The 25,490-nt window shown below is 70.3% G+C and carries 25 protein-coding genes; 12 read left to right on the top strand and 13 right to left on the bottom strand.

The annotated features are described in order from the left end of the window. Nucleotides 1-6 precede the first annotated feature (6 nt). From A0130_13980 to A0130_13970, 3 genes are all read right to left on the bottom strand, one after another. Nucleotides 7-909: an ABC transporter permease gene (locus A0130_13980; protein ID ANF32628.1), complete on the bottom strand. Its 903-nt coding sequence runs from the start codon at nt 907-909 to the stop codon at nt 7-9. Between the two features lie 3 nt (nt 910-912). Then, on the bottom strand, nt 913-1,797 hold the full coding sequence (locus A0130_13975) for an ABC transporter permease (GenBank protein ANF32627.1): 885 nt from the start codon (nt 1,795-1,797) through the stop codon (nt 913-915). Between the two features lie 64 nt (nt 1,798-1,861). After that, nucleotides 1,862-3,169 (bottom strand): ABC transporter substrate-binding protein, encoded by a 1,308-nt coding sequence (locus A0130_13970; protein ANF33458.1) that lies wholly within the window; start codon nt 3,167-3,169, stop codon nt 1,862-1,864. 238 nt (nt 3,170-3,407) lie between these two features. Here A0130_13970 and A0130_13965 point away from each other — a divergent pair, with 238 nt between their 5' ends. From A0130_13965 to A0130_13950, 4 genes are all read left to right on the top strand, one after another. Further along, nucleotides 3,408-6,008 carry an alpha-L-rhamnosidase gene (locus tag A0130_13965; protein ANF32626.1) on the top strand — a complete coding sequence of 867 codons (2,601 nt, stop codon included), beginning with the start codon at nt 3,408-3,410 and terminating at the stop codon, nt 6,006-6,008. After that, nucleotides 6,005-7,801: a hypothetical protein gene (locus A0130_13960; GenBank protein ANF32625.1), complete on the top strand. Its 1,797-nt coding sequence runs from the start codon at nt 6,005-6,007 to the stop codon at nt 7,799-7,801. The genes A0130_13965 and A0130_13960 overlap by 4 nt, the downstream gene beginning before the upstream one ends. Nucleotides 7,802-7,858: 57 nt before the next feature. Next, on the top strand, nt 7,859-8,884 hold the full coding sequence (locus A0130_13955; GenBank protein ANF33457.1) for a hypothetical protein: 1,026 nt from the start codon (nt 7,859-7,861) through the stop codon (nt 8,882-8,884). Nucleotides 8,885-9,134: 250 nt separating this feature from the next. Next, the gene (locus A0130_13950) at nt 9,135-11,306 is read left to right on the top strand and encodes a glycosyl hydrolase (GenBank protein ID ANF33456.1); all 2,172 of its coding nucleotides are present in this window, start codon (nt 9,135-9,137) and stop codon (nt 11,304-11,306) included. A gap of 57 nt (nt 11,307-11,363) precedes the next feature. On the opposite strand, the gene A0130_13945 is transcribed toward A0130_13950, so the two are convergent. Then, nucleotides 11,364-12,485 carry a hypothetical protein gene (locus A0130_13945; protein ANF32624.1) on the bottom strand — a complete coding sequence of 374 codons (1,122 nt, stop codon included), beginning with the start codon at nt 12,483-12,485 and terminating at the stop codon, nt 11,364-11,366. Between the two features lie 112 nt (nt 12,486-12,597). Continuing rightward, nucleotides 12,598-12,966 carry a glyoxalase gene (locus A0130_13940; GenBank protein ANF32623.1) on the bottom strand — a complete coding sequence of 123 codons (369 nt, stop codon included), beginning with the start codon at nt 12,964-12,966 and terminating at the stop codon, nt 12,598-12,600. A 62-nt stretch (nt 12,967-13,028) separates the two neighbouring features. On the opposite strand from A0130_13940, the gene A0130_13935 reads away from it, so the two are divergent. Continuing rightward, on the top strand, nt 13,029-13,472 hold the full coding sequence (locus A0130_13935) for a MarR family transcriptional regulator (protein ANF32622.1): 444 nt from the start codon (nt 13,029-13,031) through the stop codon (nt 13,470-13,472). A 9-nt stretch (nt 13,473-13,481) separates the two neighbouring features. On the opposite strand, the gene A0130_13930 is transcribed toward A0130_13935, so the two are convergent. Next, on the bottom strand, nt 13,482-13,778 hold the full coding sequence (locus A0130_13930; protein ID ANF32621.1) for a hypothetical protein: 297 nt from the start codon (nt 13,776-13,778) through the stop codon (nt 13,482-13,484). A gap of 322 nt (nt 13,779-14,100) precedes the next feature. Here A0130_13930 and A0130_13925 point away from each other — a divergent pair, with 322 nt between their 5' ends. Together A0130_13925 and A0130_13920 are read left to right on the top strand one after the other, a co-directional pair. Beyond that, on the top strand, nt 14,101-14,772 hold the full coding sequence (locus A0130_13925; GenBank protein ANF32620.1) for a hypothetical protein: 672 nt from the start codon (nt 14,101-14,103) through the stop codon (nt 14,770-14,772). A gap of 51 nt (nt 14,773-14,823) precedes the next feature. Then, the gene (locus A0130_13920; GenBank protein ID ANF32619.1) at nt 14,824-15,717 is read left to right on the top strand and encodes a hypothetical protein; all 894 of its coding nucleotides are present in this window, start codon (nt 14,824-14,826) and stop codon (nt 15,715-15,717) included. Here the strand turns inward: A0130_13920 and A0130_13915 are convergent. Next, the gene (locus A0130_13915) at nt 15,710-16,072 is read right to left on the bottom strand and encodes a hypothetical protein (GenBank protein ID ANF32618.1); all 363 of its coding nucleotides are present in this window, start codon (nt 16,070-16,072) and stop codon (nt 15,710-15,712) included. The two genes, A0130_13920 and A0130_13915, sit on opposite strands and share 8 nt — an antisense overlap. Continuing rightward, nucleotides 16,069-16,800, bottom strand: coding sequence for an alpha/beta hydrolase (locus A0130_13910; GenBank protein ANF32617.1), 732 nt, complete (start codon nt 16,798-16,800; stop codon nt 16,069-16,071). The genes A0130_13915 and A0130_13910 overlap by 4 nt, the downstream gene beginning before the upstream one ends. Before the next feature lie 162 nt (nt 16,801-16,962). On the opposite strand from A0130_13910, the gene A0130_13905 reads away from it, so the two are divergent. The 3 genes from A0130_13905 (at nt 16,963) to A0130_13895 (ending at nt 18,366) form a co-directional block, all read left to right on the top strand. Beyond that, nucleotides 16,963-17,697 (top strand): hypothetical protein, encoded by a 735-nt coding sequence (locus A0130_13905; GenBank protein ANF32616.1) that lies wholly within the window; start codon nt 16,963-16,965, stop codon nt 17,695-17,697. Between the two features lie 65 nt (nt 17,698-17,762). Next, on the top strand, nt 17,763-18,200 hold the full coding sequence (locus tag A0130_13900) for a hypothetical protein (protein ANF32615.1): 438 nt from the start codon (nt 17,763-17,765) through the stop codon (nt 18,198-18,200). Further along, on the top strand, nt 18,181-18,366 hold the full coding sequence (locus tag A0130_13895) for a hypothetical protein (GenBank protein ANF32614.1): 186 nt from the start codon (nt 18,181-18,183) through the stop codon (nt 18,364-18,366). The genes A0130_13900 and A0130_13895 overlap by 20 nt, the downstream gene beginning before the upstream one ends. A 16-nt stretch (nt 18,367-18,382) precedes the next feature. On the opposite strand, the gene A0130_13890 is transcribed toward A0130_13895, so the two are convergent. The 5 genes from A0130_13890 to A0130_13870 all read right to left on the bottom strand — a co-directional run bounded on the left by A0130_13890 (nt 18,383) and on the right by A0130_13870 (nt 22,318). Beyond that, nucleotides 18,383-18,826: a hypothetical protein gene (locus tag A0130_13890; GenBank protein ANF33455.1), complete on the bottom strand. Its 444-nt coding sequence runs from the start codon at nt 18,824-18,826 to the stop codon at nt 18,383-18,385. Between the two features lie 221 nt (nt 18,827-19,047). After that, complete coding sequence (locus A0130_13885) at nt 19,048-19,902, bottom strand: hypothetical protein (GenBank protein ANF32613.1); 855 nt, start codon at nt 19,900-19,902, stop codon at nt 19,048-19,050. An 82-nt stretch (nt 19,903-19,984) separates the two neighbouring features. Further along, complete coding sequence (locus A0130_13880) at nt 19,985-20,758, bottom strand: hypothetical protein (protein ID ANF32612.1); 774 nt, start codon at nt 20,756-20,758, stop codon at nt 19,985-19,987. Beyond that, nucleotides 20,748-21,290 carry an RNA polymerase subunit sigma-24 gene (locus A0130_13875; protein ID ANF33454.1) on the bottom strand — a complete coding sequence of 181 codons (543 nt, stop codon included), beginning with the start codon at nt 21,288-21,290 and terminating at the stop codon, nt 20,748-20,750. Before A0130_13875 ends, A0130_13880 begins: the two co-directional genes overlap by 11 nt. A 17-nt stretch (nt 21,291-21,307) precedes the next feature. Further along, the gene (locus A0130_13870; protein ANF32611.1) at nt 21,308-22,318 is read right to left on the bottom strand and encodes a LacI family transcriptional regulator; all 1,011 of its coding nucleotides are present in this window, start codon (nt 22,316-22,318) and stop codon (nt 21,308-21,310) included. Nucleotides 22,319-22,522: 204 nt separating this feature from the next. Here A0130_13870 and A0130_13865 point away from each other — a divergent pair, with 204 nt between their 5' ends. Both A0130_13865 and A0130_13860 read left to right on the top strand, forming a co-directional pair. Next, nucleotides 22,523-24,544, top strand: coding sequence for a beta-galactosidase (locus A0130_13865; GenBank protein ID ANF33453.1), 2,022 nt, complete (start codon nt 22,523-22,525; stop codon nt 24,542-24,544). Continuing rightward, nucleotides 24,541-25,470, top strand: coding sequence for an ABC transporter permease (locus A0130_13860; protein ID ANF32610.1), 930 nt, complete (start codon nt 24,541-24,543; stop codon nt 25,468-25,470). Before A0130_13865 ends, A0130_13860 begins: the two co-directional genes overlap by 4 nt. The last annotated feature ends 20 nt before the right edge of the window (nt 25,471-25,490 follow it).

The following is a 25,490-nucleotide window of genomic DNA, read 5'->3' as shown; positions in this document are numbered from 1 at the left end:
CCCGTGTCAGCCCTTGACCGACCCCGCCGCGAGTCCCTTCATGACCCGCTGATTGAGGAACAGGTAGAGCAGCAGCGTCCCGAAGATGCTGACGCAGATCGCGGCGAAGAGCGGCCCGTACTGGATCTGGCCGTACTGGCCGGTGAAGTTGAGCAGCCCCACCTGGATGGTGCGCAGGTCCTCGCTGTTGGTGAACGTCAGCGCGATGAGCAGGTCGTTCCAGAGGAAGAAGAACTGCACCAGCCCGACCGTGAAGATCGCGTTGCGCACCACCGGCACGCCGATCGACCAGAACTGACGGATGACCCCGGCGCCGTCGAGCGTCGCCGCCTCGAACATCTCACGCGGTACGGCACGGAAGTACGTCGCGACCATGAACACCGTGAGCGGCAGCCCGGAGGCGGTGTACGTGATGATCAGCGGCCACAGGCTGCCGGTCAGTCCGAGGTTGAAGTAGATCGAGAACAGCGGCAGCAGCACCATCTGGCCCGGCACCATGATTCCCGCCAGGAACAGCAGCAGGATCGTGCCGCGTCCCTTCCACACCAGGACTTCGAGCGCGAACGCCGCTGCCACGCCGATCGCCAGAGTGATGAACAGCGCCGGGAACACGGTGAGGATGCTGTTCAGGATGTAGCGGCCGAGGTTGCCGGTCGTGAACGCGCTCACGTAGTTGCCGACATCCCAGCTGTTAGGGAGGGTCCAGAACGGGTCGTTGAGGAACTCGTCCTGCGTCTTGAACGAGCCGAGGAAGATCCAGATCAGTGGATAGATCTCGATGATCAGCAACAGCATGATCACGATGTTCATAGGCAGCCGGCGGAGGAACCGACCGGCGCCGGGCTTGCGCTCCTCGGCGGGGTGCTTGAAGGAGACGTCGCGGTCGAGGTCGTCGGTGACAGCGGTCATGGTTCAGGCTTTCGTGAGGTCGCGCCGGGAGCCGCGGAAGATGAAGACGGTGACGATGAGGCACAGGATGGTCAGCATCAGGGCGATGGTCGAGCCGTACCCGTAGTCGCCGTACGTGAAGGCGGTCTGGAACATGTACAGCGTGAGTGGAGTGGTCGCGTTGCCGGGGCCGCCGTTCGTCAGGGCGACGACCGAGTCGAACACTTTCAGCGTCCCGTTGATGCTGAAGATGATGCTCGACAGCAGGACCGGCGCGGAGAGCGGGAGGATGATGCGTCGCACGAGCGACCAGCCGCCCGCGCCGTCGAGCCGGGCCGACTCGATGATCTCATCCGGGATGTCGACCAGGCCGGCGAACAGCAGCACGGCGTAGAAGCCCATCGACCGCCAGATGTCCATGATGATCAGCACCCAGAAGGCGCTGTCCGCGTGGCCGAGGAAGTCCGTCCCCGTGCCACCGAAGGCCTGGATCAGCGCATTGGCCGGGCCTGGCTGGGGTGTCAGCTGGAACATCCGCTGGAACAGCAGGGAGACGGCCACTGTGGGGAGCACCACCGGGAAGAACACGACCGTGCGGACGAAGCTCGACGCCCGCCGGAGGAAGAAGACGTACAGCAGCGCGAGCAGGTAGCCGACGGCTACCTGGCCGACCGTGACGACGATCGCGTACCTGAGGGTGAAGCCCAGGGCGTTCCACGCGTTCGGATCCGTGAAGAACGTCTGGAAGTTCTTCAACCCGGCGAAGGTGAACCCCGAGATGAGTCCGCCCGAGAAGAAGGTGTAGCCGAACGACCAGAGGATCGGGATGAGCGTGATGGCCGTGTAGACCAGCAGCGCCGGGCCGACCAGGAGGAGGGCGGTGCGCCGACTCCCGAGCACAGAGTTCATGGTGCGATTGCTTTCTGATAGACGCGGGGTGCGGCGATTCGCGCGCCGCACCCCGCGTTGCACATTACTGGCCGAGCGCCGACTGGACCTGCTGCATGAAGTCCGCGCCGGAGAGGGAGCCGTTGCCGAGGGAGCCGCCGTTGGACTGGCTGGCGGTGGTCGCCTTGGAGTTGAACAGCGCCTCGAACCACAGCACCGACGACTTCGAGCTGGTGATCTGGTCCTGCACGGTCTTGGTCAGCGCCGGCAGGTCGCTCGGCGTCGAGCTCAGCTTGAAGCCGGAGATCACGCCGCTCTTCTTGAGCACCTCGTCGCCATAGCCCTGCGCGATGCACTTGAGCCAGGCGGCGCCGCCCTTGCTGTAGGCCGCCTTGCTCATCATGAGCGGCTGGCCGACGTTCGCCGGCGTCTGGTCGATGCTGCCCTTGCCGCCGGAGACCTCGGGGAAGGGCATGAAGCCGATGTTGTCGGCGCCGATCTTGTTCTGGGAGGCGTCGTTGAAGTTGGAGAGGATCCATGAGCCCATGTAGAACATGCCGGCCTGGCCGCTGAGGAACTGGTTGGTCGCTCCGTTGTAGTCGGTGGATGCGACGCCCTGGCCGAACGCGCCGGCCTTGCCCAGCTTGGACACCTCGTCGGCGGCCTTCACGTACTTCGAGTCGGTGAGCTTGGCCTTGCCGTCCGCGACATCCTGCAGGGCGTCCGGTCCGAGGTCACGGAAGATGTAGGCGCCGACGAAGCGCGTGATCGGCCAGCCGTCCTTGCCGTCGCCGGCGAACGGCTGGATGCCCTTCGACTGCAGCTTCTCGGCCGCGGCGGTCAGCTCGTCCCAGGTGCCGGGAACCTCGATGCCGTTGTCGCTGAAGATCTTCTTGTTGTACCAGATGCCCTCGATGTTGAGCTCGTTGGGCAGCGCGTAGGCGTCGTCCTGGCCGTAAAGCTTGGAGATGGTGGACTTGGCCACCGGGAGCAGCTGGTCCTCGAGGCCGTCCTTCTTCAGCTCGGCGCTGATGTCGACGAGCTTGCCGCCTTTGATGAACTGCTTCGCGAGGTCGGGGGTGTTCGGGCTGACGAAGATGCTGGGGAGCGCGTTCTGACCGGCCAGCAGCTGAAGCTTCTGGTCGTGCTGGGTCTGCTCGTCCGCGTCGGTCTTGATGGCGTTCGACTTCTGCGCGGCCTGGCAGCCGGCGGTGGAGAGAGCCTTGAGGGTGTCGTTCGGGGTGGAGTTGCTGGTAAGGCCGAGCGTCGTGAAATTGCCGCTGCTGCTGCCACCGCCCCCGCCGCTCCCCGAGCACCCGGTCAGAGCGAGCGCTCCGGCGGCGATGACGGCGCCGATGACGGCGAGCCGCCGTGAGCGTCGGTGTGCTGTGATCACTTTTCCTCCTTGAAAAGGGTCGCGTCCGAAGTCGCGAACGTGATTAGAACGTTTCAAGCGGTATGAAAGCATACGCCTCCGCAGACTGTCAACACTCGTGGCGAAGTCGTTATCCTGCTTGGGGATGGTCGCTCGCTCGCCGCCTTGAAACGTTCTAACTTTTCGCGGTAGCCTTCGAGGAATCGGCCGGGTCCCACATCCGGCCGGGGACCTGCATCCACTCGAGGAGGAGTACATGACCGTCGCCGTCGAACAGCCGCGCTTCGAGCGCCGCGACAGCGGACCGGCGCTCGGGATCGGCACCGCCGAACCGCGCCTCAGCTGGCGCACGCGCGCCGACGACCCGGAGTGGACCCAGACCGGCTACGACGTCGAGGTGCGTCGCGGCGGCGAGGCGCGGGTGTTCCCGGTCGACAGCGCGGACTCGCTCTACGTGCCCTGGCCGGACGCTCCCCTGCGCTCGCGGGAGCAGGCGGAGATCCGCATCCGGGTCCGCGGCGACGGCGGTGTCGTCTCCGGATGGTCGGAGCCCGCGCTCGTCGACGCCGGCGTACTCGACGCGGCCGGCTGGACCGCGCAGGCCGTCGGTCCCGGCGCCCTGCCCGCCGACCGCGACGCCGGAGCCGTGCTGCTCCGCCGAGAGTTCGAGCTGCCGGACGGCACCGTCCGCGCAGTGATGCGCGCCACCGCGCTCGGCGTCTTCGAGGCCGAGCTCAACGGACGCCGCATCGGCGACGATGCCCTGGCGCCGGGATGGACGGCGTACGAACACCGTCTGCGCGTCGTCTCCTACGACGTCACCGACCTCGTCCGGCCCGGCGGCAACGCGATCGGCGCCTGGCTCGCCGACGGCTGGTACCGCGGGCGCATCGGCTTCAACGGCGGCACGCGCGGACTGTACGGCGACCGCACGGCCTTCTTCGCCGAGCTCGAGCTCACCGCCGCCGACGGCACGGTCACCACCGTGGTGACCGACGCCTCCTGGCGCACGCACTCCTCCCCGATCGAGCGCACCGGGCTGTACGACGGCGAGCGCTTCGACGCCGCGGCCCACCTGCCAGGCTGGTCGCGGGCCGGCTTCGACGACACGGGATGGGCGCCCGTCGAGGTCGTCCCCCTCGACACCGGCCTCCTGGTGAACCCGGACGGTCCGCCGGTCCGCTGCACCGGGGAGCTGCGTCCGGTCACCGCGACCCTGTTGGACGGCGACCGCATCCTCCTCGACTTCGGCCAGAACTTCGCCGGACGACTCCGGCTGCGGGCCGCCTCGTCCCCCGCCGGCGCGCAGCTCACGCTCCGGCACGCCGAGGTGCTGCAGGACGGGGAGCTCTATACCCGGCCGCTGAGGCTGGCCGCGCAGACCGACGAGTACGTCGCCGACGGCGGCCCCATCGACTGGGAGCCGCGGTTCACCATCCACGGCTTCCGGTACGCCGAGGTGTCCGGCTGGACCGGCGACCCGCGCGACCTCGAGGTCGTCGGGAGGGTCTACCACTCGGACATGCGCCGGACCGGCACCTTCGCGTCCTCCGATCCGCTGGTCGACCGGTTGCACGAGAACGTCGTGTGGAGCATGCGCAGCAACTTCGTGGACATCCCGACGGACTGTCCGCAGCGGGACGAGCGACTGGGCTGGACCGGCGACATCCAGGTGTTCGCCCCCACCGCCGCCGGCCTCTTCGACGTCTCGGGCTTCCTCGCCTCCTGGCTGAAGGACGTCGCGGCCGAGCAACTGCCGGACGGCACCATCCCCTGGTACGTCCCGGTCGTCCCCGGTGGCGACTTCTGGACGCCGATCCAGCCGGGCGCCGTCTGGGGCGACGTGGCCGTGCTCACTCCGTGGACGCTGTACCAGCACTACGGCGACCGGCGGGTGCTCGCCGACCAGTACGACAGCGCGCGCGGCTGGGTGGACCTGCTGGAGCGTCTCGCCGGCCCCACCCGTCTCTGGAACACCGGCATGCAGCTCGGCGACTGGCTCGACCCCACCGCGCCGCCGGAGGATCCGACGGTCGCGAAGACCGACAAGTACCTCGTGGCCTCCGCCTATTTCGCGCGGTCGGCGTCCGTGCTGTCCCTCATCGCGGCCGAGCTGGGCCACGAGGCCGACGCTCGCCGGTACTCGGCGCTGGCGGCCGAGGCGCGCACCGCGTTCCGCGACGAGTACGTGCGCCCGGACGGCGCCCTCACGAACGAGGCGCAGACGGCGTACGCCCTGGCCATCGCCTTCGACCTCTTCGACGCCGGCGAGCTGGCGGCCGCCGGCGAGCGCCTGGCCGCTCTGGTTGCGGAGGACGGGTATCGCATCGGCACCGGCTTCGCGGGCACGCCCATCATCGCCGACGCCCTCAGCAAGGGCGGGCAGACCGAGACCGCCTACCGTCTGCTGCTCGAGCGGGAGTGCCCGTCGTGGCTCTACACCGTGCTCTCGGGAGCGACCACGATCTGGGAGCGCTGGGACAGCCTCCTTCCCGACGGCACGGTCAATCCGGGCGAGATGACATCGTTCAATCACTACGCCCTCGGATCGGTCGCGGATTGGCTGCACACCACGGTTGCAGGTCTCGCGCCGGCGGCGCCCGGGTTCCGCCGCATCCGGGTGGCACCGCAGCCGGGCGGCGGGATGACGCGTGCCTCCCGCGAGCTCGATACGCCGTACGGGCGGGCTGCCGTCTCGTGGACGCTGCGCGACGACGTGTTCGACCTGTCCGTGGAGGTGCCTACGGGGACCGAGGCCGAGGTCGTGCTGCCGAGCGGCCGGGTCGAGATCGTCCACGCGGGCCGTCATCGCTTCGCCGAGCCGGCCGACGCCTCCGTTCCCATCCCCACGCCATGATCTGGTACTACCCGCCGCGCCAGTACGAGCTCGGGCTGCTGCACGAGCTCGTACGCGCGGGATTCGCGGCGAACCGGCATGTCGACTACACGGGCAACGCCGGGCGGATGGCGACGGCGGCGGACTTCCGGGTCGACGGCGGACCGGTCTTCCGCGTCATCGGCGAGCCGCCCGTCCTCGTCCTGGAGCGTCCCGCCGCCACCGTTGAGGCCCGGCTCGACGGCGGAGAGTGGACGCCGGCCCGCGAGCTGCGGGCGCACGGCGACGCCGCACCGCACGTCGAGCCCGAGCCGATCGTCCGCATCCCTCTGGAACTGCGCGACGGACTCTGGGAGGCGGACGGGCCGCTGCTGGGACGGCCGGTGTTCGCGGCGGCCGGGCAGCCGGTGGTCGCCTCCGGCGAGTCGCGCGAGGAGGCACTGGCGGATCCCGAGCTGGCCGAGACGCGGCACGATGTCGTCCGTCGTCCGGACGGCCTGTGGACCACGGTGCACCGCCTGGGTTTCCGCTATCTCCGCGTGGAGGGCGACGGACCGCTCGGCTCGGTGAGCGTGGAGGCCGCGCAGCGTCCGGTACGCCGCCGTGGCTCGTTCGCCTGCTCCGACGAACGCCTGACCCGGATCTGGGAGGTCAGCGCCGACACCCTCCACGCCTGCATGCAGGGGCTGATGCTCGACGGAGTGAAGCGCGACCGGATGCCGTGGATCGGCGACCAGGCGCTGAACGTCCTCGCCAACGCCTACGCCTTCGGCGACGGGGAGATCGTCGCCGACAGCCTCACCGCGCTGGGCCGGCCGACCTCGGGCTACGTGAACGGCATCGCCGACTACTCGCTCTGGTGGCTCATCGCGACCGGCTTCTACGCGCGCTCGTTCGACGCCTCCGCCTACCTCGCAGCGGAGGCGGACCACGTGCATGACTTCGTCGAGCGGCTGGCCGGTCTCGCGGGCGCGGACGGCTTCCTTCGTCCCGCGCCGACCGGCGACGACTTCCAGCGCCTCGTCTTCATCGACTGGGGCGTTCACATCGACACGGGCCGCGACTCCACCGCGCTGCAGGTGCTCTGGTATTGGGCGCTGAGCTCCGCCGCGAGCGTGCTGCGCACCGTCGGCGACCCCGCCGGATGGCGGTGGGACGCGCTGGCCGCGACGGTCCTCGCCTCGCTGCGGCGCACGGCATGGGACGCCGAGGCGGGCGCCTGGCGCGAGTACGCGGACGGCAACTCGCCGGTGTCGTCGTACCCGAACTTCCTCGCGGTCCTGGCGGGCATCGACGACGGTCTCACCGCCGGAGGGCGAGAGCTCCTGCTGGGCACGCCGCAGGCGGGCACCCCGTTCATGACCGGCTTCCTGCTCCGCGCGCTCATCGCCCTCGGGGAGGAGGACGCCGCGGTCGAACGCATCCGCGCGCTGTGGGGCGGGATGATCGACGCCGGCGCACGCAGCTTCTGGGAGGAGTTCGCTGACGACCGGCCCGGACTCTCCCCCTACGAGATGTACGGCCGGCCATTCGGCAAGAGCCTCTGCCACGCCTGGTCGTCCTCCCCCGCCGCCCTGCTGCCCGAGGCGGTGCTCGGCATCCGCCCCCTCGCCGACGGCTGGACCCGGTTCTCGGTCGCCCCGCACCTGGGCGACCTGGAGTGGGCGGAGGCGCGCATCCCCGCGCCCCAGGGCGACATCGTGGTCCGCGCGGACGCTCGCGGCGTGAGCGTGGAGGCGCCCCCGGGCGCCGTGCTGGTCGTGCCGGGCGGTGAGCGGGCCGCCGCGCTCTCCGTGAGGCTGCCTTCCGCCTAGGATGTTCGCATGATGCGCAAGACCGGCGTGCGGGGCGGCGCCTCCGGGCCGCCGAACATGCACCATGTGGCCGAGCTGGCCGGCGTGTCGGTCGCGACGGTGTCCAACGTCTTGAACCATCCGGAGAAGGTGGCGGACAGCACGCGCAGCAAGGTCGAGGACGCCATCGAGAAGCTCGGCTTCACGCTCAACCAGACCGCCCGCGCCCTGCGCTCCGGCGAGGCGCGCACGATCGGTCTCGTCGTCGTCGATCTCACCAACTCGCTCTTCGTCGATGTGGCGCGCGGCGCCCAGACCCAGGCGCAGGCGAACCTCTTCACCCTCCAGCTCGCGAGCGCGAACAACTCCCTCGAGATGCAGGACGCGCACCTCGCCTTCTTCGACAGCGCTCGCGTGTCGGGTGTGGTGCTGGCGCCGATGCAGGAGTCCGACGAGCAGATCGCCCGCGTGCGACGGCACGGCCGCCCGGTCGTGGTCGTGAACTTCGATTCGCGGCTGACGGACTCGTGCCGCGTGCTGATCGACAACGAACGCGCCGGCTATATCGCCGCGAAGCACCTCATCGACCTCGGCCGGACGCGCATCGCCTTCGTCGCCGCGCGAGACGACTATCAGCCGGTGCACGACCGCCGCCGCGGCGCGCGCCGTGCCGTCGAGGAGGCCGGCGGGGCGGTCGAGCTGGTGGAGCTCGACACCGACGACCTCGACCCGCCCGGCGGCGCCGACGCCGGACGTCAGCTCGCCGCGATGCCGGAGGACGAACGACCGGATGCGGTGCTCGCCGTCACCGACCTGCTCGCCATGGCGATCATCAACGAGCTCACCAGTGCCGGCATCCGCGTCCCCGAGGACGTGGCGGTCATGGGCTGCGACCACAACTCCGCCGCGTGGGGCGGCGCGATCCCGCTCACCTCCGTCGCCATGCAGGGCGAGGAGATGGGCCGGGCCGCCGTCGACCTGCTGCTGGGAGAGCTACGCGACGAGCAGGACGGGCATGTCCATCGCCGCGTGCTGCTCGCTCCCCACCTGGTCGTGCGCGAGAGCACTGTGGGCCGCGAGCGGGTGGCGACGTCGGCCGTCTGAGCCCGTCACCCGCCCTGGGGTAGCCGGGCCTGTTCGCCCGGAGAACTCTGAAACGTTAAAAACCCTTGCGTTCCGCGTGAGTGATGCGATACCGTCGCCCACCATTAGAACGTTTAAATCGTTCTGACGGGTACGGGGATCGCCCGGCCGGAATTCTCGACGAAGAGGAGTTCACATGACCAGACCGTTCACCACCCGACTCCGGCGGTGGGTCGTTCCCGCCACTGCGGTCGGCCTGCTCGCCGGCGCGATCACCGCCGGGCCGGCGCTCGCATCGGGCCCCTACCCCGCGGTCCGCTCCGACAAGGTGCCCGCGGGCTGCCCGTGGATGGACACCACGAAGTCGCCCCAGAAGCGCGCCCAGCTGCTGCTCGCGGCGAGCACGCTGGACCAGAAGCTCCGCTGGCTGGACGAGCAGGCGGCGAACAACCCGACGCAGACGACGTTCAACGGCGTGACCTATCCGGCGCAGGTGCCGTGCACGCCCAAGGTCGTCTACTCTGACGGTCCCGACTACGTCCGTGGCGCATCCGGCGTCACGATCTTCCCGGCCCAGCTGTCGCTCGCGTCGTCGTTCGACGCCGACCTGGCCTACGCGAAGGGTAAGGCGCAGGGCGACGAGGCGTTCCGCTCCGGCCTCAACGGCCTCCTCTCGCCGCAGATCACCTCCGCACGCACCGTGCTGGACGGTCGGATCACCGACTCGTTCGGCGAGGACTCGCTGCTCAGCGGCGACCTGGCGGCGGCGCAGACCTCCGGCATCCAGACCGGCAACCCGGAGGAGCCGGTGATGTCGGTGCTGAAGCACTACATCGCCAACGAGCAGGAGCTGGACCGCCAGACCAGCTCGTCGAACCTCGACGGCCGCACGTTGCGCGAGGTGTACGACCTGGCCTTCCAGATCGCGGTGCAGAAGAGCGATCCGGCCGGCGTCATGTGCTCGTACAACCAAGTGAACGGCGTGTATGCGTGCGAGAACACGATCCTGAACAACCTGCTGAAGGCGGGCGGCTGGGACGGCTACGTGGTCTCCGACTTCGGGTCCGTCCATTCGACCGCGCCGTCGCTGAACGCGGGTCTCGACCAGGAGCTCAACCGCCCGATCTACTACACGCCGGCCAACATCCGGGCGGCGATCGACAACGGCTCGACCAGCATCGCCCAGGTGGACGCCGCGGCGTCGCGCGTAGTCATGTCGTACATCCGGACCGGGCTGTTCGATCACCCGCTGCCCACCACGCCGAGCACCAGCGCCTCCAACGCGGCCAACCGGAGCGTCGCCGAGCGGATCGCCGAGCGCGGCGCCGTCCTGCTGCAGAACACCGACAGCGTCCTGCCGCTCACGAAGAAGACGAAGACGATCGCGATCATCGGCCCGACCGCGTCCAAGACCCCGACCAACGGCGTCAGCGCTGCGACAGTCTGCGCCATCCACAACTTCGGACCGGCGACCGCCTGCCCGAACGTCGTGGCGCCCCTGGATGCGATCACCGAGCGAGCCGCGAAGGCCGGCGCGACGGTGACGTTCGACAGCGGCTCCGACCCGGCGGCCGCCGCCGCAGCCGCGGCGAAGGCGGATGTGGCGATCGTGTTCGGCTACGACGTGCAGGGCGAGGGCGCCGACCGCACCTCGCTCTCGCTCGACGGCAACGGGGACGCTCTCATCGCGACCGTCGCCGCAGCCAACCCGAACACCGTGGCGGTGCTCGAGACCGGATCCGCGACCGACATGCCGTGGCTCTCGTCGGTGAAGGGCGTCATCCAGGCGTGGTACCCGGGCGAGCAGGGCGGCACAGCACTGGCCCGGCTGATCTACGGAGACGCGAACTTCAGCGGCAAGCTCCCGATCACCTTCCCGAAGTCGCTCGCCGAGACGCCCACGAACACCCCGGCGCAGTACCCCGGACTCGTCAACGGGCAGGTCGCACGCCCCGCCGGAGACAAGTCCATCCGCCAGGTGCAGTACAGCGAGGGCCTGGCGATCGGCTACAAGTGGTACCAGAGCAACGGCGTGGAGCCGCTGTTCCCGTTCGGGTACGGCCTCTCGTACACCGCGTTCGACTACAGCAAGCTGCAGCTCGCGCCGGCCGTGATCAACAAGGCCAACACGTCGCTCAAGGTGTCGTTCACGGTGACGAACACCGGCAAGACGACCGGGACGACGACGCCGCAGGTGTACCTGACTCTTCCGGCGTCCACCGGTGAGCCGGGCTCCCGCCTGGTGTCGTTCGAGCCCGTGACCCTGCGCGGCGGCGAGAGCAAGCGCGTCACGGTGACGATCGATCCGACCTCGGTCGACAAGCCGCTGTCGTACTACAGCACCGCGGCGAACGCCTGGACCACGGCCCCGGGCACCTACCGCGTCACGGTGGGCGACTCGTCGAAGGCGTCGCTCGCCGCGACCTTCACGGTCGCAGGCTGACGTACCCTAGCGAATATCGGGAAGCGGCAGTCCGTCTCGGGCTGCCGCTTCCTGGCGTCAGCCCAGCACCGCCCCGATCTCGTCCAGCGTGAGGGACGGCACGAAGGTCGGCTGCTCGTACAGGTGCTGCAGGTCTTCGGTGTCGATGGCGACCAGACGCGAGGCGTCCACCGTGTCGTCCCCGCCGCCCAGAGTCCACGCGCTGTGCCACAGCCCCGCCAGGGTGACCGCGCCGTCCACCATCAGGCCCGCGGTCTGCGCGCCGAAGTCGCCCCACAGCGCGTCGGTCACGGCGACAGAGGCGTCGTCGGGCTTGCTCGCGACCGCGGCGTACGCCTCCACCAGCGCGCGAGGGTCGACGGCCCGGGCCGATCGGTCCATCAGCGCGACGACGGCGACGGCGGCGTCCGCGGCCGTGCCGAGCGGCGCCGGCCACGTCGCCTTCGGGAGCGCCGCCGCGATCCCCTCGACGAGCTCGGTCTCGTGGCGGTCGACCATCGTCGTCTCGTACGCGGAGTGCACGCCCTTGCCGGTGCCGTCCGGGAGCCCGTCGGACAGGTACGACCCGTGGAGCGGCTGGCACGCGTCGCCGACGTAGTGGGCGACGAGTCCGGCCGCCGCGACGAACCGCACCGCGTCTCCCGCCCGCGCGGCGGCGACCAGCTCGCCGAAGAACTGCTGCACGCGGAACGGCAGCAGCCCGCGGTCGTCCGGCGCCGTCTTCCCGAGCCGCGTGTAGTAGTCCTGCCACACCGGCACGGTGACCTGCGCCGGATCGGCGACGCAGCGCTCCCGCAGGGTGGCGCCGACGAGCGGCTGGTCAATGTCCGCGTAATGGTTGGGGTGCTCAGGGCCGGAGCGGAAGGCGGTGTCGCGGCCGCCCGGCACCGCCGAGGGCAGGTTCTTCCAGATCAGGTCCGGCACGTCGGCCAGCGGGACGAATCCCTTCTGAGCGTTCGCGTCGCGCAGCTCGGCCGACACCTCCCGCCCCTGCGGTCCGATGCGCACGCTGATCCGGTCGGCGTTCGCCGCCAGCAGCGTCCGCAGCGCACCCTCCGGGACCTGCTCGCACGCGAACGACGCGATCGTGTAGTGCCCGGTCTTCCCCCAGTACGGATGCAGCGCTCCCGAGCGGTACACCGTCAGTTCCCCATCGCTCATGGGACGGATGCTACCCACACCCGATGACACGCCGGTGAAGCGATATTCTGGGGCTCCCCGTAGCTACGGGTATGGGGAACAGTGCCAGAGCCGGGTCGAGCGATCGGTCCGGCTCTGGTCCTCGCGGGCGCTAGCTGCGATCGTGCAGTGTCACGTGGTAGCCGTCGGGGTCGGCGAACGTGAAGGTCCGGCCGAATGGCCCGTCGACCGGCTCGGAGACGATGGTGTGGCCATCCGCCTCGAGAGCGTCGTGGATCGCCTGCACGTCGGTCGCCTTCAGCCAGAGTGCGACCCCGATCCCCGGCTGCGTCAGCGAGGCGAGGTCGGTGCCGGGCAGCGGGTCGCGCAGCGCGAAGGCGACCGGCGACGCCTCGAAGACGACGGCGTGCGGAGGGCCGGCGGGCGAGCGGACCAGCCCGAGGTACCGCTCGTAGAACCGCTGTGAGGCGTCGAGGTCTCGCACCTGCAGCGAGATGAAGTCGGGTCCGATGGCGGGCATGGTGTTCTCCTTCGTCGCGTGTCAGTTTTCTGACATGACTCACTGTATGTCAGAATACTGACATGAGTCAAGAGCGCGCCGGCATCGACCTCGACACGTCCCTCGGCTATCTGCTGAAGGAAGCATCCAGCGCTCTGCGCGCGGCGATGGAGGAGGTGCTCCGCCCGCTCGGCATGAACATCACCCACTACTCGTGCCTCGAGCTGCTGGCCCAGCGGCCCGGGCTCTCGAACTCCGACCTCGCGCGTGGCACGTTCGTGACGCGCCAGACGATGAACGTGCTCCTCCAAGCCCTCGAACGGGACGGCGAGGTCGTCCGCGCCGCCGAGGCGCCCGTCGGCAAGGCCCTGCCGACCCGGCTCACCGAGAAGGGTCGCCAGAGGCTCGGCGCCGCGACGGCCGCGGTACGCCAGGTGGAGCTGAGGATGCTCGCCGGCCTGACGGAGGAGGAGCAGGCGGCCGCCTTCCGCATCCTCCGCGGGATGGTGACGTCGCTGCGGGGCTGACCGGCGGCGTCAGACCGACGCCGTGCGGATGCGCACCTCCCGCTCCATCCGCTTCTCGTGCCGCTCCCGGCCCTTGATCGCCTCGAGCTCCCGGCTCTTCGGCGGTGCGTTGGTGACCAGCTGGTCGAGCATCGTGCGGGTGGCGGCGGCGATCTCGTCGATGGCCTGGTCGAACGCGGCCGCGTTCGCGCGGGAAGGACGCGTGGAGCCGCTCACCTTGCGGACGAACTGCAGCGCGGCCTCCCGCACCTCATCGTCGGTCGTCGGCGGCTCGAAGTTGTGAAGGCAGCGGATGTTGCGGCACATGCCGCCGACGATACGCCTACTCGTGCGGCGGCAGGGTGATCGCGCCGGTCATCGCGCCCTCCGCCGACACGGCGGAGTCGGACTCGACGAGGGTGCGCTCGATGTGGTCGCGAAGCGAGCTCATGGTGGTTCCTAACGTGCTGAAGACAACCGGGATATCCTGCGACATCCTGGCTGAGAGATCGCAGAGGACATGCCACGTGCTTTACATAACGTAACCATTTATGGGGCGAGAGAGCATTTCTCGTTTCTGAGAGCATGGACAGGTTCCGTCGGGGGCCGGACCTCCTGCGGGCATTCACCAGAGTAAAAGGAACCCCTCATGAGCACCCTGCCCCCTCCTCCCGCGCCCGAGCAGCAGTACGCCGCGCCGGCACCGACCAAGGCCGGGAACGGCCTCGGCATCGCCGCGCTCGTTCTCGGCATCCTCGCGCTCATCGGCGCCTTCATCCCGTTCCTCAACTACGGCGCCTGGTTCCTGGGCCTCATCGGCCTGATCCTCGGCATCATCGGGCTCGTTCAGAAGAACCGCAAGAAGGGCACCGCGCTCACCGGGACGATCCTCTCGGGCGTGGCGATCATCCTCTCGATCGTGCTGTCCATCGTCTACACCGCCGCCTTCGCGAGCGCCGTGCACGATGAGATCAAGAAGCAGGACGCGGCCGACGCCGCCGCCGCGTCGCAGCCGGTCGAGATCGTCTATGACGTGACCGGGTCGGCTGCCGCCTCCTCGATCACCTACACGACGTACACCGACGGCGGCTCGCAGTCGGAGAGCGCCGACGGCCAGGCGCTGCCGTGGACCAAGTCGATCACCGTCAAGAAGGGCGGCACCTTCGACTTCAGCAGCTTCAGCCTGACGGCCACTACCGGCGCGGACGGCGGAGACGTCGACTGCAAGATCACCGTGGCCGGCAAGGTCGTGTCCGAGCAGAAGGCATCCGGCCAGTACGCCATCGCCTCCTGCGTCGCGACGGGCACCGGCGACAAGTAACCGGCATCGCCCCGGCGGCCGCGCCGCCGGGGCGACCGGCATCCTCCGATGATGAATGCACCCGCCGGGTGGTACCCGGACCCCGAATACCCCGGCCAGCAGCGCTACTGGGACGGCTCAGCCTGGACGGCGAACCGCGCCCCGGTCGCGACGGCGGCTCCGGCGACGGCGGCTCCGGCTCCGGCGGCGACCGCGACTGCCACGGCCTCGTCCCTCCCGACGATCGCCCTTGTGCTCGCCATCTTCGGCTTCGTCCTCGGGATCATCCCCTTTGCAGCCTGGTTCGCGTGGCTGCTGTTCGTGCCCTCGGTCATCCTGGCCGTCCGCTCGCTGACGCGACGGGATGGTGGGCGCGGGATGTCCATCGCGTCCCTGATCATCGTGGGAGTCGGCTGGCTGATCTCCCTCGTCATGGGCCTCGGCTCGTTCGGCGCCCTGTCGCAGAGTCGGGATCCGGCGCCGGCAGCGGCCCCACCGGCGACCACCGCGACCCCGAGTGCGTCGCCAAGCGCTCCCTCCCCCACCCCGCCACCCGCTCCTTCCGCGTCGCCGCTGCCGGGGGTAGGCCAGACGGTGACGAGCCGTGCCGGGGTCGGCTTCACCGTCACCGCCGTGCAGTGCGGGCTCGACGCCCAGGACGGCGTCATCGACACGATCACCCCGAAGGGGCAGTTCTGCCGCCTCGACTTCACGGTCGCCAACGGCAGCCCGCAGCCTCAGGATCTGACGCGCTGGGACATCTACGGGTACATCGGCAAGAGCCGCTACGAGGCCGAGGACCAGCTCGGCCGATTCGGCGACAGCTACTTCTCGACCACCGTGAACCCGGGCCTGAGCGTCCCGTGCACCGTGTACTTCGACGTCCCTCCCGGAGCCTCCCTCGACCGCGTCAAGCTGATGACCGACTGGTGGGGCGGCGACGGCGCGACGGTGGCCCTCAGGTAGCGGCCGGGTCAACGAACGTCGCCAGCGCCTCCTCCGGGTCGACGAGGTACGTCGACAGCATCCGCCCGGTCCCCGGCCCGAGGTCGCGCGCGTTGTGCGGCGTCCCCGGCGGGATGAGGAAGCCGCTTCCCGCCTCGAGGTGCAGCGTCTCGGCGTCGTGGATGCGCATCTCCACCGTCCCGGCCAGGATGTAGCCGACCTCCTCCCCCGGGTGCGTGTGCCAGCCGGACTCGACGCCCTCCGGGATCTCCGTCAGCACCTGCACGATGATCCGGCCCGGGATGGACGACGGGGCGCGCTGCACCTCGGTGCGGTGGAGGCGCGCAGTGAGGTCGTCGCGCTGCTCGGCGGTCATCGGCCGACCGCCTCGCGTGCACGCAGGATGACGTCCGTCACCGCCCGCGGCTGCGAGACCATGATCAGGTGCGAGCCCTCCATCGTGGTCAGCTCCGCACCCGCGGCCTTGGCCATCGCGAGGAGCACGTCGGAGCCGGCCGCCTTGTCGCCGGTCGCGACGACCGCCCAGGAGGGCACGTGCTTCCACGCGGGTGCGCCGTTCTTCTCCTCGAACGCGGAGGCGGCGACGGGACGCTGCGACGCGGCCAGCACTTTCCCCACCTCGGGCGGGAGGTCGCCGGCGAAGACGCGCGGGAACTCCGCCTCGGCGACGAACAGCTCGACCGCGGGCTGCCCGTCGGGTCCGGGGAAGTTCTTCTGCACCAGCGCAGGCCCGAGGGCGCTGTCGCGCGAGGTGCCCTCGATCTCGCCGAGCGCCTGGCCGTCGTCGGGCGCGAAACCGGAGACGAACACCAGGCCCCTCACCGCGTCCAGCCCCGTGCCGGCGTTGCTGATGATGGCGCCGCCGTAGGAGTGGCCGACCAGGAGGACCGGACCGCCCAGCTGCTCGATCACGCTCCGCAGGTACGCCGAGTCGAACGCGATGCCCCGCAGGGCGATCGCGGGGACGAGGACGGGCACGCCCGCCTCCTGAAGCAACTGCGTGACGCCCGCCCAGCTGGCGCCGTCGGCGAATGCGCCATGGACCAGGACGACGGTGACATCGCCCTCCCGAGTATCCGACATGGTTTCTCCCCTTCGATCATCCCGACGATGCGCACAGAGTAGGGCGGTTTTACCTCGCTCGGCTAGAAGAATTCGTGGTCTGCGCATCCGATCGACCCCATCGCGGGGAATGACTTCACGAGGGGCTCCGCCCGGAGCGCCGATGAGACGAAGGGGTTCATCATGATGAGGAAGCGGTGGTGGCGGATCGGGGTGATCTCCGCCGCGGTGCTCGCGCTGATCGGGGTGTCGGCGGCACCCGCGAACGCGGCTCCCCAGCAGACCTGGCGGTCGTTCGGGATCTCGCAGGTGTCGGTCTTCCACGGCGTCCCGGCGACGCCGGTGGACGTGTACGTGAACCACATCCGGGTGCTGAACGACTTCCAGCCCGGGACGTTCGCCGGCCCGTACCTGCTGCCCTCCGGCACCTACCGGCTGGCGATCACGGCGGCCGACGCGAAGAACGACAGCAGCCCGGTCATCGGACCGGTCACCGTCACCTTCGCCCGCAACACCAGCTACACCGTCGCCGCCCATCTCACCGCCGCAGGCGCACCCACCGCGTCGGTCTTCACGAACGACCTCTCGAAGACGCCGTACGGCCAGGGTCGGCTGGTCGTGCGGCACACCGCCGCCGCGCCCGCCGTGGACGTCCTCGCGGGCGGCACGCCGGTCATCCGGTCGCTCACCAACCCGAACCAGGCGGCGCTCGTGCTGCCGGCCGGGACGGTGAACGCGTCGGTCGCCCTGGCCGGGACCACAGCACCGGTGATCGGCCCGGCGGCGGTGCCGGTCGCGTCCCGCCAGAACACGATCGTCTACGCCTGGGGCAGCGCGTCCGCCGGAAACCTGACGGTCGCCGTCCAGACACTGAGACAAGGGAGCCTGCTGTCCTTCCCATGGATGATCCGGCACTGAGTACCACCCGGCCGGCGGGCACAGCACCAACCCGCCTGCCGGGCACGCCCGCCCCGCGGAGGCGGATGGTCGAGCAGCACGTCGGCGCCGCTGTGCACGCCTTCCTGGGCCCGTCGTGGGTCGTCCTCCTCTCGGCGCGGGCCACCCGCGCGGGGCGGAGGGAGTTCCGCCGCCGGCTAGCCGGACCGGTCGAGTTGAGACCCGGATGCGAGGCGACCGGGGTCGAGCGGATGACCGAGACCGACGTGCTCGCCCTGCTCCGCGCACACGGAGCGCCCGAGGAGTGCGTGCTCGTCAAGGACGGCCTGCTGGAGGACGAGGTGACCGACCTGGCATCCGCCCTGCACCGGGTGCTCCAGAGCCGCGAGGGCGCCCTGGTCTCCTGCCTGGCCGGGCGACTCTGCTTCCTGCAATGCGACGGCGGACGCACCCGCGCGGTACTCGCCGTCGCCGACACCACCGACCGAGGGGATGGGATGGACCATGTCGAAGACAGCCGATGACCTGGCACGGGCGGTCGCCGAACTGGCGGGCAGCCTGCCGGGCGAGCCCACAGAGGAGCAGGTCGCGCCGCTCCTCGCGGGCCTGAGCAGGCGCGAGCGCGCCGTGGTGGCGCTGTTCTTCGAGCGATTGGCCGAGGGCGAGCGCGGACTGAGCGCCGCCGGCTGACCCCCGGGGTCGACGATCAGCCGGCTACGGGCGTCGCGGTCGCGATGACGTTGTCCCGATAATGACCGGTGGCGTCGTCGAACACCCCTCCGCAGGTGATCAGCACCAGCTTCGCCGGTCCGCCCGAGACGAAGTAGGAGGTCAGCGAGCCGGGCGCCTTCGCGGGCTGAGCCACGCCGTCGATCCGGAACGACCGGGTGCCGTCGGCTCCGGCGAGGGTCACCTCCGTACCCGGGCTCGCGTCCTTCAGCTTCGCGAAGGGACCGATGCCGTCCCACGCGTCCACGTGCGCCACGACGACGATCGTGCCGCGCTCGTCTCGCATTCCGGAGGAGAACCGGTACCACCCGGCGGTGTGCGACTCCGCCGGGATACTGACGTCGCCCCTCCCGTCGAGACCCACCGCGACGACGGGAATGTCGATGCCGAGCGCCGGCACGGCGACACGCTCGGGAGCCACCGGCGGAGGCCCTTGCGGGTTCGCGCGGCTGTCGATGTCGGTCCGGGGAATCGGCCCGAGCGACGGGTCCGAGGGAGTCGGCGTCGGCGAGACGGGCGGAGTGCGGGACGGGGCCGCGGATGCCGCGACCGTCGACGCGCCCGAAGCGCAGCCGGTGAGCGCGCCCAGCACGAGGGCGGCGGCCAGAGCCGCCGCCCCCGCGAGGGTCCCCGGACGTCGGGTCATCCGCGGACGGACTCCGCCCGCTTGCGCCGGGCGATCATTAGGACAGCGCCGGCCGCCGCGAGCAAGGCGATCCCGGCACCCGCCCAGAGGGCGACCTGCTCGCCCTGCGCCGCCTGGTCGGCCCGGTAGGCGGCGCCGGTGGTGCCCGCCTGGACGCCGTTCGGCGGGGTCCCCAGGCCGTCGACGGTCTGGATCATCAGCGCGAGGTTCTTGTCGGTCGCGCTGCCCCACGCGTACACGATCGTGTTCGTGCCGTCCTTGATGGTCACGTCGGCCGGCCCGATGAGAGCGGGCTCGGTGGTCCCGGTCGCCGTCACGGACGCGGACACAGTTCCGGCGGGCAGCTCCAGCTTCTGCTCGTTCGGGTTGGTGAGGTTGCTGACGACCGCCTTGCCGCCGGCGACCACGTCCACCGCCGGAGCGGCGGCCACATGGCGCACCGTCAGGCGGCCCTGCCCGGCCGCGGTGGCCGAGGTGTCGTTGGCGAACAGGGTCGCGGTCGGCTTGCCGGAGGCGTCGAGATGCGCGACCGCGGAGTAGTTGCCGCCGGCGCCGAGCGTGAGGTCGATCGGCCCGATCACCGGACTGTCGGTCGCCGACGCGGCGCCGACCTTGGTGATGGAGACGCTGTAGGTCCCGGCCGCCAGCGTCAGGGGGCCGGCCATGGTGCCCGGCTGGAAGTTCTTGACGGTGTCCGTTCCGTTCACCCAGACGTCGACCGGGGTGCCGGGCACTCCGTGGATCACGGAGAGCTGGGCGTCGGATCCGGCCGCCGTGGCGGGCGCGGCGCCGACCGCGAGTGCAAAGGCCGCGACCGCGACGGCGGCTGCGGAGACTGCTCTGATCTTCATCGATCCTCCTTGGGATGTCGGGCGCCGGTCAGCGCCGCATGCCCATACCTTCCGGAGGAACGCGGGTTCGGATGCAGTGCGGTCAGCTGGAGGCTGTGAGTTCGCCGCGAACGATGCTGTTGCCCGAGTGACCCGGCTTCCCGTTCAGGGGCTGCTGCGAGATGTCGACGACCGGATAGTCGGCCGCGGCGATGTTGGGAGGCATGACGAACGTCCCGGAGCCACCGTCCAGCAGGCCGACACTGATCGACTTCGTCAGGTCGCTGCTCATCAGCCAGACCTCGCGGTAGTCCGAGCTCCCGGAGTCCACGGCCGGCGATTCGAGGTCGATCTCGAGGATCGTGGTGCCATCCGGCCGGCGTTCCATCGTCGCGGTGCCGCTCGAGGTCGACCAGGCGGGAAGGCCCGCCAGCGTCGCCTGCGCTTCCACCTGGGCCGTCGGCCGGAGGAACAGCACGGCCGCCACGACAGCGGCCACCGCCAGGACGCCGATCCCGGAGAGCACTGCCACCCAGCGACGGCGGGACGCGGTGCTCCGACGGCCGCGCCGAGGCACGGTGTGAACGGGTTGCGGCGGCGGAACGGAATCCTCTGCCCGCTGTTCGCCGGCACGGGCCGTCTCGGGGGCCGCCTCCATCGTCAGTTGGGCGCGGATCCCCTCCCACACCGCCGGGGACGGTTCCATGAGCGGGAAGTCCACCGGCCCGTTCTCACGTGCTGCGCGGGTGACGCGCATGAGCCGGTCGAGCTCGGACCGGCACTCCTCGCAGCCCATCACGTGCTCGACGTCGGCCTCGTCGACGTCGGGATCGCCGAGCGCGAGCATGGCGAGGGCGTCGGGATCGCTATGCGTCATCGCCGTCCTCCAATCGCGCTCGCAGCCGCAGCAGGCTGCGCCGGATGTGACTCTTGACGGTGCCCAGCGGCAGGTCGAGCTGCGCCGCGATCTGCGTGTGCGTCAGCCGATCGTAGAACGCCATCCGCATGATCCGTTGCGGAACGGGGTCGAGTTGCTCGAGCTCCTGGCTCATCTCGACGCTGTCCGCGATCTCGTCGGTCCAGGTCAGCGACTGCAGGTAGACGCTCTCCATGAGCGCCTGCAGCTCGCGCTGCCGCTTCGCCCGGGCCTCGTACGCGTCCACGATCTTGTGCCGCGTGATCGCCATCAGCCAGGTGCTGAGCTTCGCGCGGGACGGATCGAAGGAGGCCCGGCTCTGCCACGCGGCGACGAACACCTGCTGCGTCACGTCCTCCGCATCGGCGATGTCGCCGAGCGAACGCAGCGCGAGCGTGTAGACCAGCCTGCCCCAGCGCTGGTACAGCCGCTCGATCGCGTCCACCTCGCCGGACTGCAGCCCCGCGATCAGTGAACGCTCGGTGTCATCCACGAGTTCATCATCGCCCGTCAGGCGGAATCGCGCCACACGATGGGCGTGTCGAGCACGAGGCCGCCGGCGCTGGTGTCGCCCGTGCGGATCTGCTCGAGCACCGCGTCCGCGGCCGAGCGGCCCAGTCCTTCGGCCGGCTGGTGGACCGTCGACAGGAGCGGCGTGGTGCGTGTCGCCCACGAGCTGTCGTCGAAGCCGACCAGCCCGACGTCGCGCGGGATGTGACGGCCGGCCTCGTGCAGCGTCTGTATGGCGCCCGCGGCCACGGCGTCGGAGGCGGCGACCACCCCGTCGATGTCGGGAGCGCGCTCGAGCAGGGTGCGCATCCCGTCGGCACCGTCGTTGAACGAGTACAGGGGCACGGGCACGACGAGCTCGGGGTCGTAGGCGATCCCGAGCGCCTCACGGAACCCGGCCAGGCGGTCGGCCCCGGAGTCGCGGTCGAGGGCGGCCGCGATCATGCCGATCCGGCGGCGGCCGGTCTGCATCAGGCGCCGGGTGATCGCGGCGGAGGCTCCCCGGTTGTCGATGCCGATGAAGGGCGCGGTGATGCCCGGCGGGTGTCCGACGAACGCGGCGGGCAGGCCCAGGCGCTCGATGACCGAGAGGATCGGGTCGCGGTCGCGCGCGGACACCACGATGGCGCCGTCGACGAAACCGCCGCTGAGGTAGCGCGAGACCCGGTCGGTGTCGCGGTCGGAGTCCACGATCAGGCACACCATCTGGTAGTCGTGGTCCGACAGCGCGGCGTTCGCGCCGAGCATGATGACGCCGATGTTCGGGTCCTCCAGGAACACCGAGTGCGGCTCGTGGACGATGAAGCCGACCGCCTGCGTGCGCTGCCGCACCAGGCTCCGGGCCGCCGTGTTCGGGGTGTAGCCGACCTTGCGGATCGCCGCCTCGATCGCCTGCCGCGCCTCGCTCGAGACGTAGTGGGCGCCGTTGACGTAGCGCGATACGGTCCCGCGGGAGACGCCCGCCTCGAGCGCCACGTCCATCACGGTGGCGCGGCGGCGGGGTTCGGTCATGGAGGCAGTCTAGGGGATGCGGGAGCTTGACAGACGGAATGCGGCCTGCTTAGTCTGTGCACGTTCACAGTCCCGCCCTGACTGGTTCTCGGCGACACAGACTGTGCACGTTCCCACAAGATCGATCGGAACGCGCTCGCCACGGTGTGTGCACGTTCACAGAATGGCAAAGGAGCCACAGTGCTCATCCCCGACGCGGACGGCATGATCCTCGGGTGCGACTACAACCCCGAGCAGTGGGATCGCGCCGTCTGGCACGAGGACATCGCACTGATGCGCGAGCTCGGGGTCGGGCTCGTCGCCATCAACATCTTCGGCTGGGCGCAGGTCAACCCCGCCAAGGGCGTGTGGGACTTCTCGGCGCTGGACGAGATCATCGGACTCCTCCACGATGCTGGTATCCGGGTGAACCTCGGCACCGCCACGTCGTCGACGCCGGCGTGGCTCACGACGCTGCACCCCGAACTCCTCCCCGTCGCGATCGACGGCACCCGCCGCTTCCCCGGCGGCCGTCAGGCGTTCTGTCCGAGCTCGCCGGTCTACCGTCGCTACGCTCTCGCACTGGTTGAGCGCATCGCCGAGCGCTACGGCGACCACCCCGCCGTGGCCCTCTGGCACGTCTCGAACGAGATCGGCTGCCACAACGCCCTCTGCTACTGCGACGAGAGCGCGGCGGCGTTCCGCGGCTGGCTCCGCGACCGCTACGAGACGGTCGAGCGGCTCAACGAGGCCTGGGGCACCGCGTTCTGGAGCCAGCGCTACGGAGCGTGGGACGAGATCCTTCCGCCGCTCGCCACGCTGTCCACCCGCAACCCGGCCCAGGTCGTCGACTTCCACCGGTTCTCGTCCGACACTCTGCTCGATCACTTCCGCGCCGAGGCGGAGGTCATCCGCCGCCACAGCGACCGCCCGGTGACGACCAACCTCATGAACGCCGCCCACATCCAGAACATGGACTACTGGAGCTGGACCGGCGACCTCGACCTCATCGCGAACGACCACTACCTCGACGACCGCCTGGAGGACCCGACCACCGAGCTGGCCTTCGCCGCCGACCTCACCCGCGGCCTCGCGCAGGGCCGTCCGTGGATGCTCATGGAGACGTCCACCGGAGCCGTCAACTGGCAGCCCGTGAACCTGGCCAAGGCTCCCGGCCAGCTGCTCCGGAACGCGCTCACGCACGTGGCGCGCGGCGCCGACGCGATCTGCTTCTTCCAGTGGCGCGCCTCGGTGCGCGGCTCCGAGAAGTTCCACTCGGCCCTGTTGCCGCACGCCGGCACCGACTCGGCGACCTGGCGCGAGGCGCAGGAGCTCTCCCGTGCGCTCGGCGCCCTCTCCGAGGTGACCGGCACCACCGTGCGGGCGGAGGTCGCGATCGTGTTCTCCTGGCAGTCGTGGTGGGCCGCGAACGGCGACAACCTGCCCAGCCAGAACGTCCGTTACCTCGAGCAGGTGCACGCGGTCTACCGCGCCCTGCGCGCGGCGGGCGTGACCGTCGACGTCGTCGCCCCGGGCTCCGACCTGACCGGCTACCGGCTGGTGGCCGTCCCAGCGCTGTACTCGCTCACCGAGAGCCAGGCGGCCGGCCTGCACCGCTACGTCGAAGAGGGCGGCCACGCCGTCGTCACGTTCTTCAGCGGCCTCGTCGATGAGGAGCAGGCGGTCGTCACCGGAGGCTACCCCGGGCTCCTGCGCGACCTGCTCGGCGTCCGGGTGGACGAGTTCACCCCGCTCGTGCCGGGCGACAGCGTGCGCCTCGCGTCGGGACGCGCCGGCGCGGTCTGGAGCGAGCGCGGCCGCGCGACAACGGCCGCCGTCGTCGACACCTTCGCCGAGGGCCCCGCCGCCGGCAGTCCCGCGATCACCCGCAACGCGTACGGCGACGGCACGGCCTGGTACGTCGCGACCGAGCTCGACCAGCTCGACCTCGACGACCTGGTCCGCGAAGCCCTCGACGGCGCCGGCGTCGCCCCCCTCGCCGCCGGCGCCGCCGAGCTGGACGTCACCCGCCGCGTCGGAGGCGACGGCACCTCGTTCCTGTTCGCCATCAACCACGGCGACCACGACGTGGAGCTGGCCTCGACCGGCGTCGACCTGCTCTCCGGCGAGCGCCTGGAGACCTCCGTCGTCGTCCCCGCGGGCGGCGTCCGCATCATCCGCGAGGACGCCGCGCCCGTCCTCGTCCCCGCCGGCGATGCCGGGATCAGCAGAGAGGAGGCGTCATGACCGTGACGTCCGCCACCGCGCGGGCCGAGGCGCCCGCGCGCCCGCCCCGCCGCCGCATCCGGACTCCGCACAAGCGCGCGATCATCGCGCTGGTCGCGCCGTTCCTGGTGCTGTTCGCCCTGTTCTACGCGCTGCCCGTGGCCTACGCGGTGTGGGAGTCGCTCCTCGTCGTCCAGCGCGACGGCACCTTCGGCCCCGCCACCGAGGTCTTCGGCGGTCTGCAGCAGTACGCGCTGGTGTTCCAGGACCAGGCCTTCTGGGGATCCGTCGGCCGCGTCCTCCTGTTCGGCGTCGTACAGGTGCCGGTCATGCTCGGGCTCGCGCTCGTGTTCGCCCTGCTGCTCGACTCCCCGCTCGTGAAGGGCAAGCGGTTCTTCCGTCTCGCCTACTTCGTCCCCTACGCGGTGCCCGGCGTCATCGCGGCGATCATGTGGGGCTTCCTGTTCTCGCCGAACCTGTCGCCGTTCGCGGCGCTGACCAAGGCGGTCCCGTTCCTGGGCGCCGACCTCGTGCTGTGGTCGATCGCCAACGTCGTGACCTGGGTCTACGTCGGCTACAACATGCTCATCATCTACTCGGCGCTGCTCGCGGTGCCGCAGGAGATCTACGAGGCGGCGCGGCTCGACGGCGCCGGACAGTTCCGGATGGCGTGGTCGATCAAGATCCCGATCGTGCGGCCCGCGATCCTCATGACCGCCGTGTTCTCGATCATCGGAACGCTGCAGCTGCTCGCCGAACCGCAGGTGTTCGCGTCCTTCAGCTCCGCGGTGACGAGCACCTACACGCCGAACATGACGATCTACGCGACCAGCTCGCTCCCGAACTACAACCTCGCCGCCGCGTTCAGCGTCGTGCTGGCGCTGGCCACCTTCATCCTCTCGTTCACCTTCCTGAAGGTGACGCAGCGAAAGGGGCAGGACGCATGACCGCCGAGACCCTCATCCCC

Source organism: Leifsonia xyli, assembly GCA_001647635.1.
Classification (GTDB): Bacteria; Actinomycetota; Actinomycetes; order Actinomycetales; family Microbacteriaceae; genus Leifsonia; species Leifsonia xyli_A.
The sequence above is the reverse complement of the archived record's forward strand: the minus strand, read 5'-3'. Positions and strand labels throughout refer to the sequence as shown.

Coding starts and splice junctions, on each gene's coding strand:
- A0130_13980 (ANF32628.1), bottom strand. CDS start 909: ATGACCGCTGTCACCGACGACCTCGACCGCGACGTCTCCTTCAAGCAC.
- A0130_13975 (ANF32627.1), bottom strand. CDS start 1,797: ATGAACTCTGTGCTCGGGAGTCGGCGCACCGCCCTCCTCCTGGTCGGC.
- A0130_13965 (ANF32626.1), top strand. CDS start 3,408: ATGACCGTCGCCGTCGAACAGCCGCGCTTCGAGCGCCGCGACAGCGGA.
- A0130_13960 (ANF32625.1), top strand. CDS start 6,005: ATGATCTGGTACTACCCGCCGCGCCAGTACGAGCTCGGGCTGCTGCAC.
- A0130_13955 (ANF33457.1), top strand. CDS start 7,859: ATGCACCATGTGGCCGAGCTGGCCGGCGTGTCGGTCGCGACGGTGTCC.
- A0130_13940 (ANF32623.1), bottom strand. CDS start 12,966: ATGCCCGCCATCGGACCCGACTTCATCTCGCTGCAGGTGCGAGACCTC.
- A0130_13935 (ANF32622.1), top strand. CDS start 13,029: ATGAGTCAAGAGCGCGCCGGCATCGACCTCGACACGTCCCTCGGCTAT.
- A0130_13930 (ANF32621.1), bottom strand. CDS start 13,778: ATGTGCCGCAACATCCGCTGCCTTCACAACTTCGAGCCGCCGACGACC.
- A0130_13925 (ANF32620.1), top strand. CDS start 14,101: ATGAGCACCCTGCCCCCTCCTCCCGCGCCCGAGCAGCAGTACGCCGCG.
- A0130_13920 (ANF32619.1), top strand. CDS start 14,824: ATGAATGCACCCGCCGGGTGGTACCCGGACCCCGAATACCCCGGCCAG.
- A0130_13915 (ANF32618.1), bottom strand. CDS start 16,072: ATGACCGCCGAGCAGCGCGACGACCTCACTGCGCGCCTCCACCGCACC.
- A0130_13910 (ANF32617.1), bottom strand. CDS start 16,800: ATGTCGGATACTCGGGAGGGCGATGTCACCGTCGTCCTGGTCCATGGC.
- A0130_13905 (ANF32616.1), top strand. CDS start 16,963: ATGATGAGGAAGCGGTGGTGGCGGATCGGGGTGATCTCCGCCGCGGTG.
- A0130_13900 (ANF32615.1), top strand. CDS start 17,763: ATGGTCGAGCAGCACGTCGGCGCCGCTGTGCACGCCTTCCTGGGCCCG.
- A0130_13895 (ANF32614.1), top strand. CDS start 18,181: ATGTCGAAGACAGCCGATGACCTGGCACGGGCGGTCGCCGAACTGGCG.
- A0130_13885 (ANF32613.1), bottom strand. CDS start 19,902: ATGAAGATCAGAGCAGTCTCCGCAGCCGCCGTCGCGGTCGCGGCCTTT.
- A0130_13880 (ANF32612.1), bottom strand. CDS start 20,758: ATGACGCATAGCGATCCCGACGCCCTCGCCATGCTCGCGCTCGGCGAT.
- A0130_13870 (ANF32611.1), bottom strand. CDS start 22,318: ATGACCGAACCCCGCCGCCGCGCCACCGTGATGGACGTGGCGCTCGAG.
- A0130_13865 (ANF33453.1), top strand. CDS start 22,523: ATGATCCTCGGGTGCGACTACAACCCCGAGCAGTGGGATCGCGCCGTC.
- A0130_13860 (ANF32610.1), top strand. CDS start 24,541: ATGACCGTGACGTCCGCCACCGCGCGGGCCGAGGCGCCCGCGCGCCCG.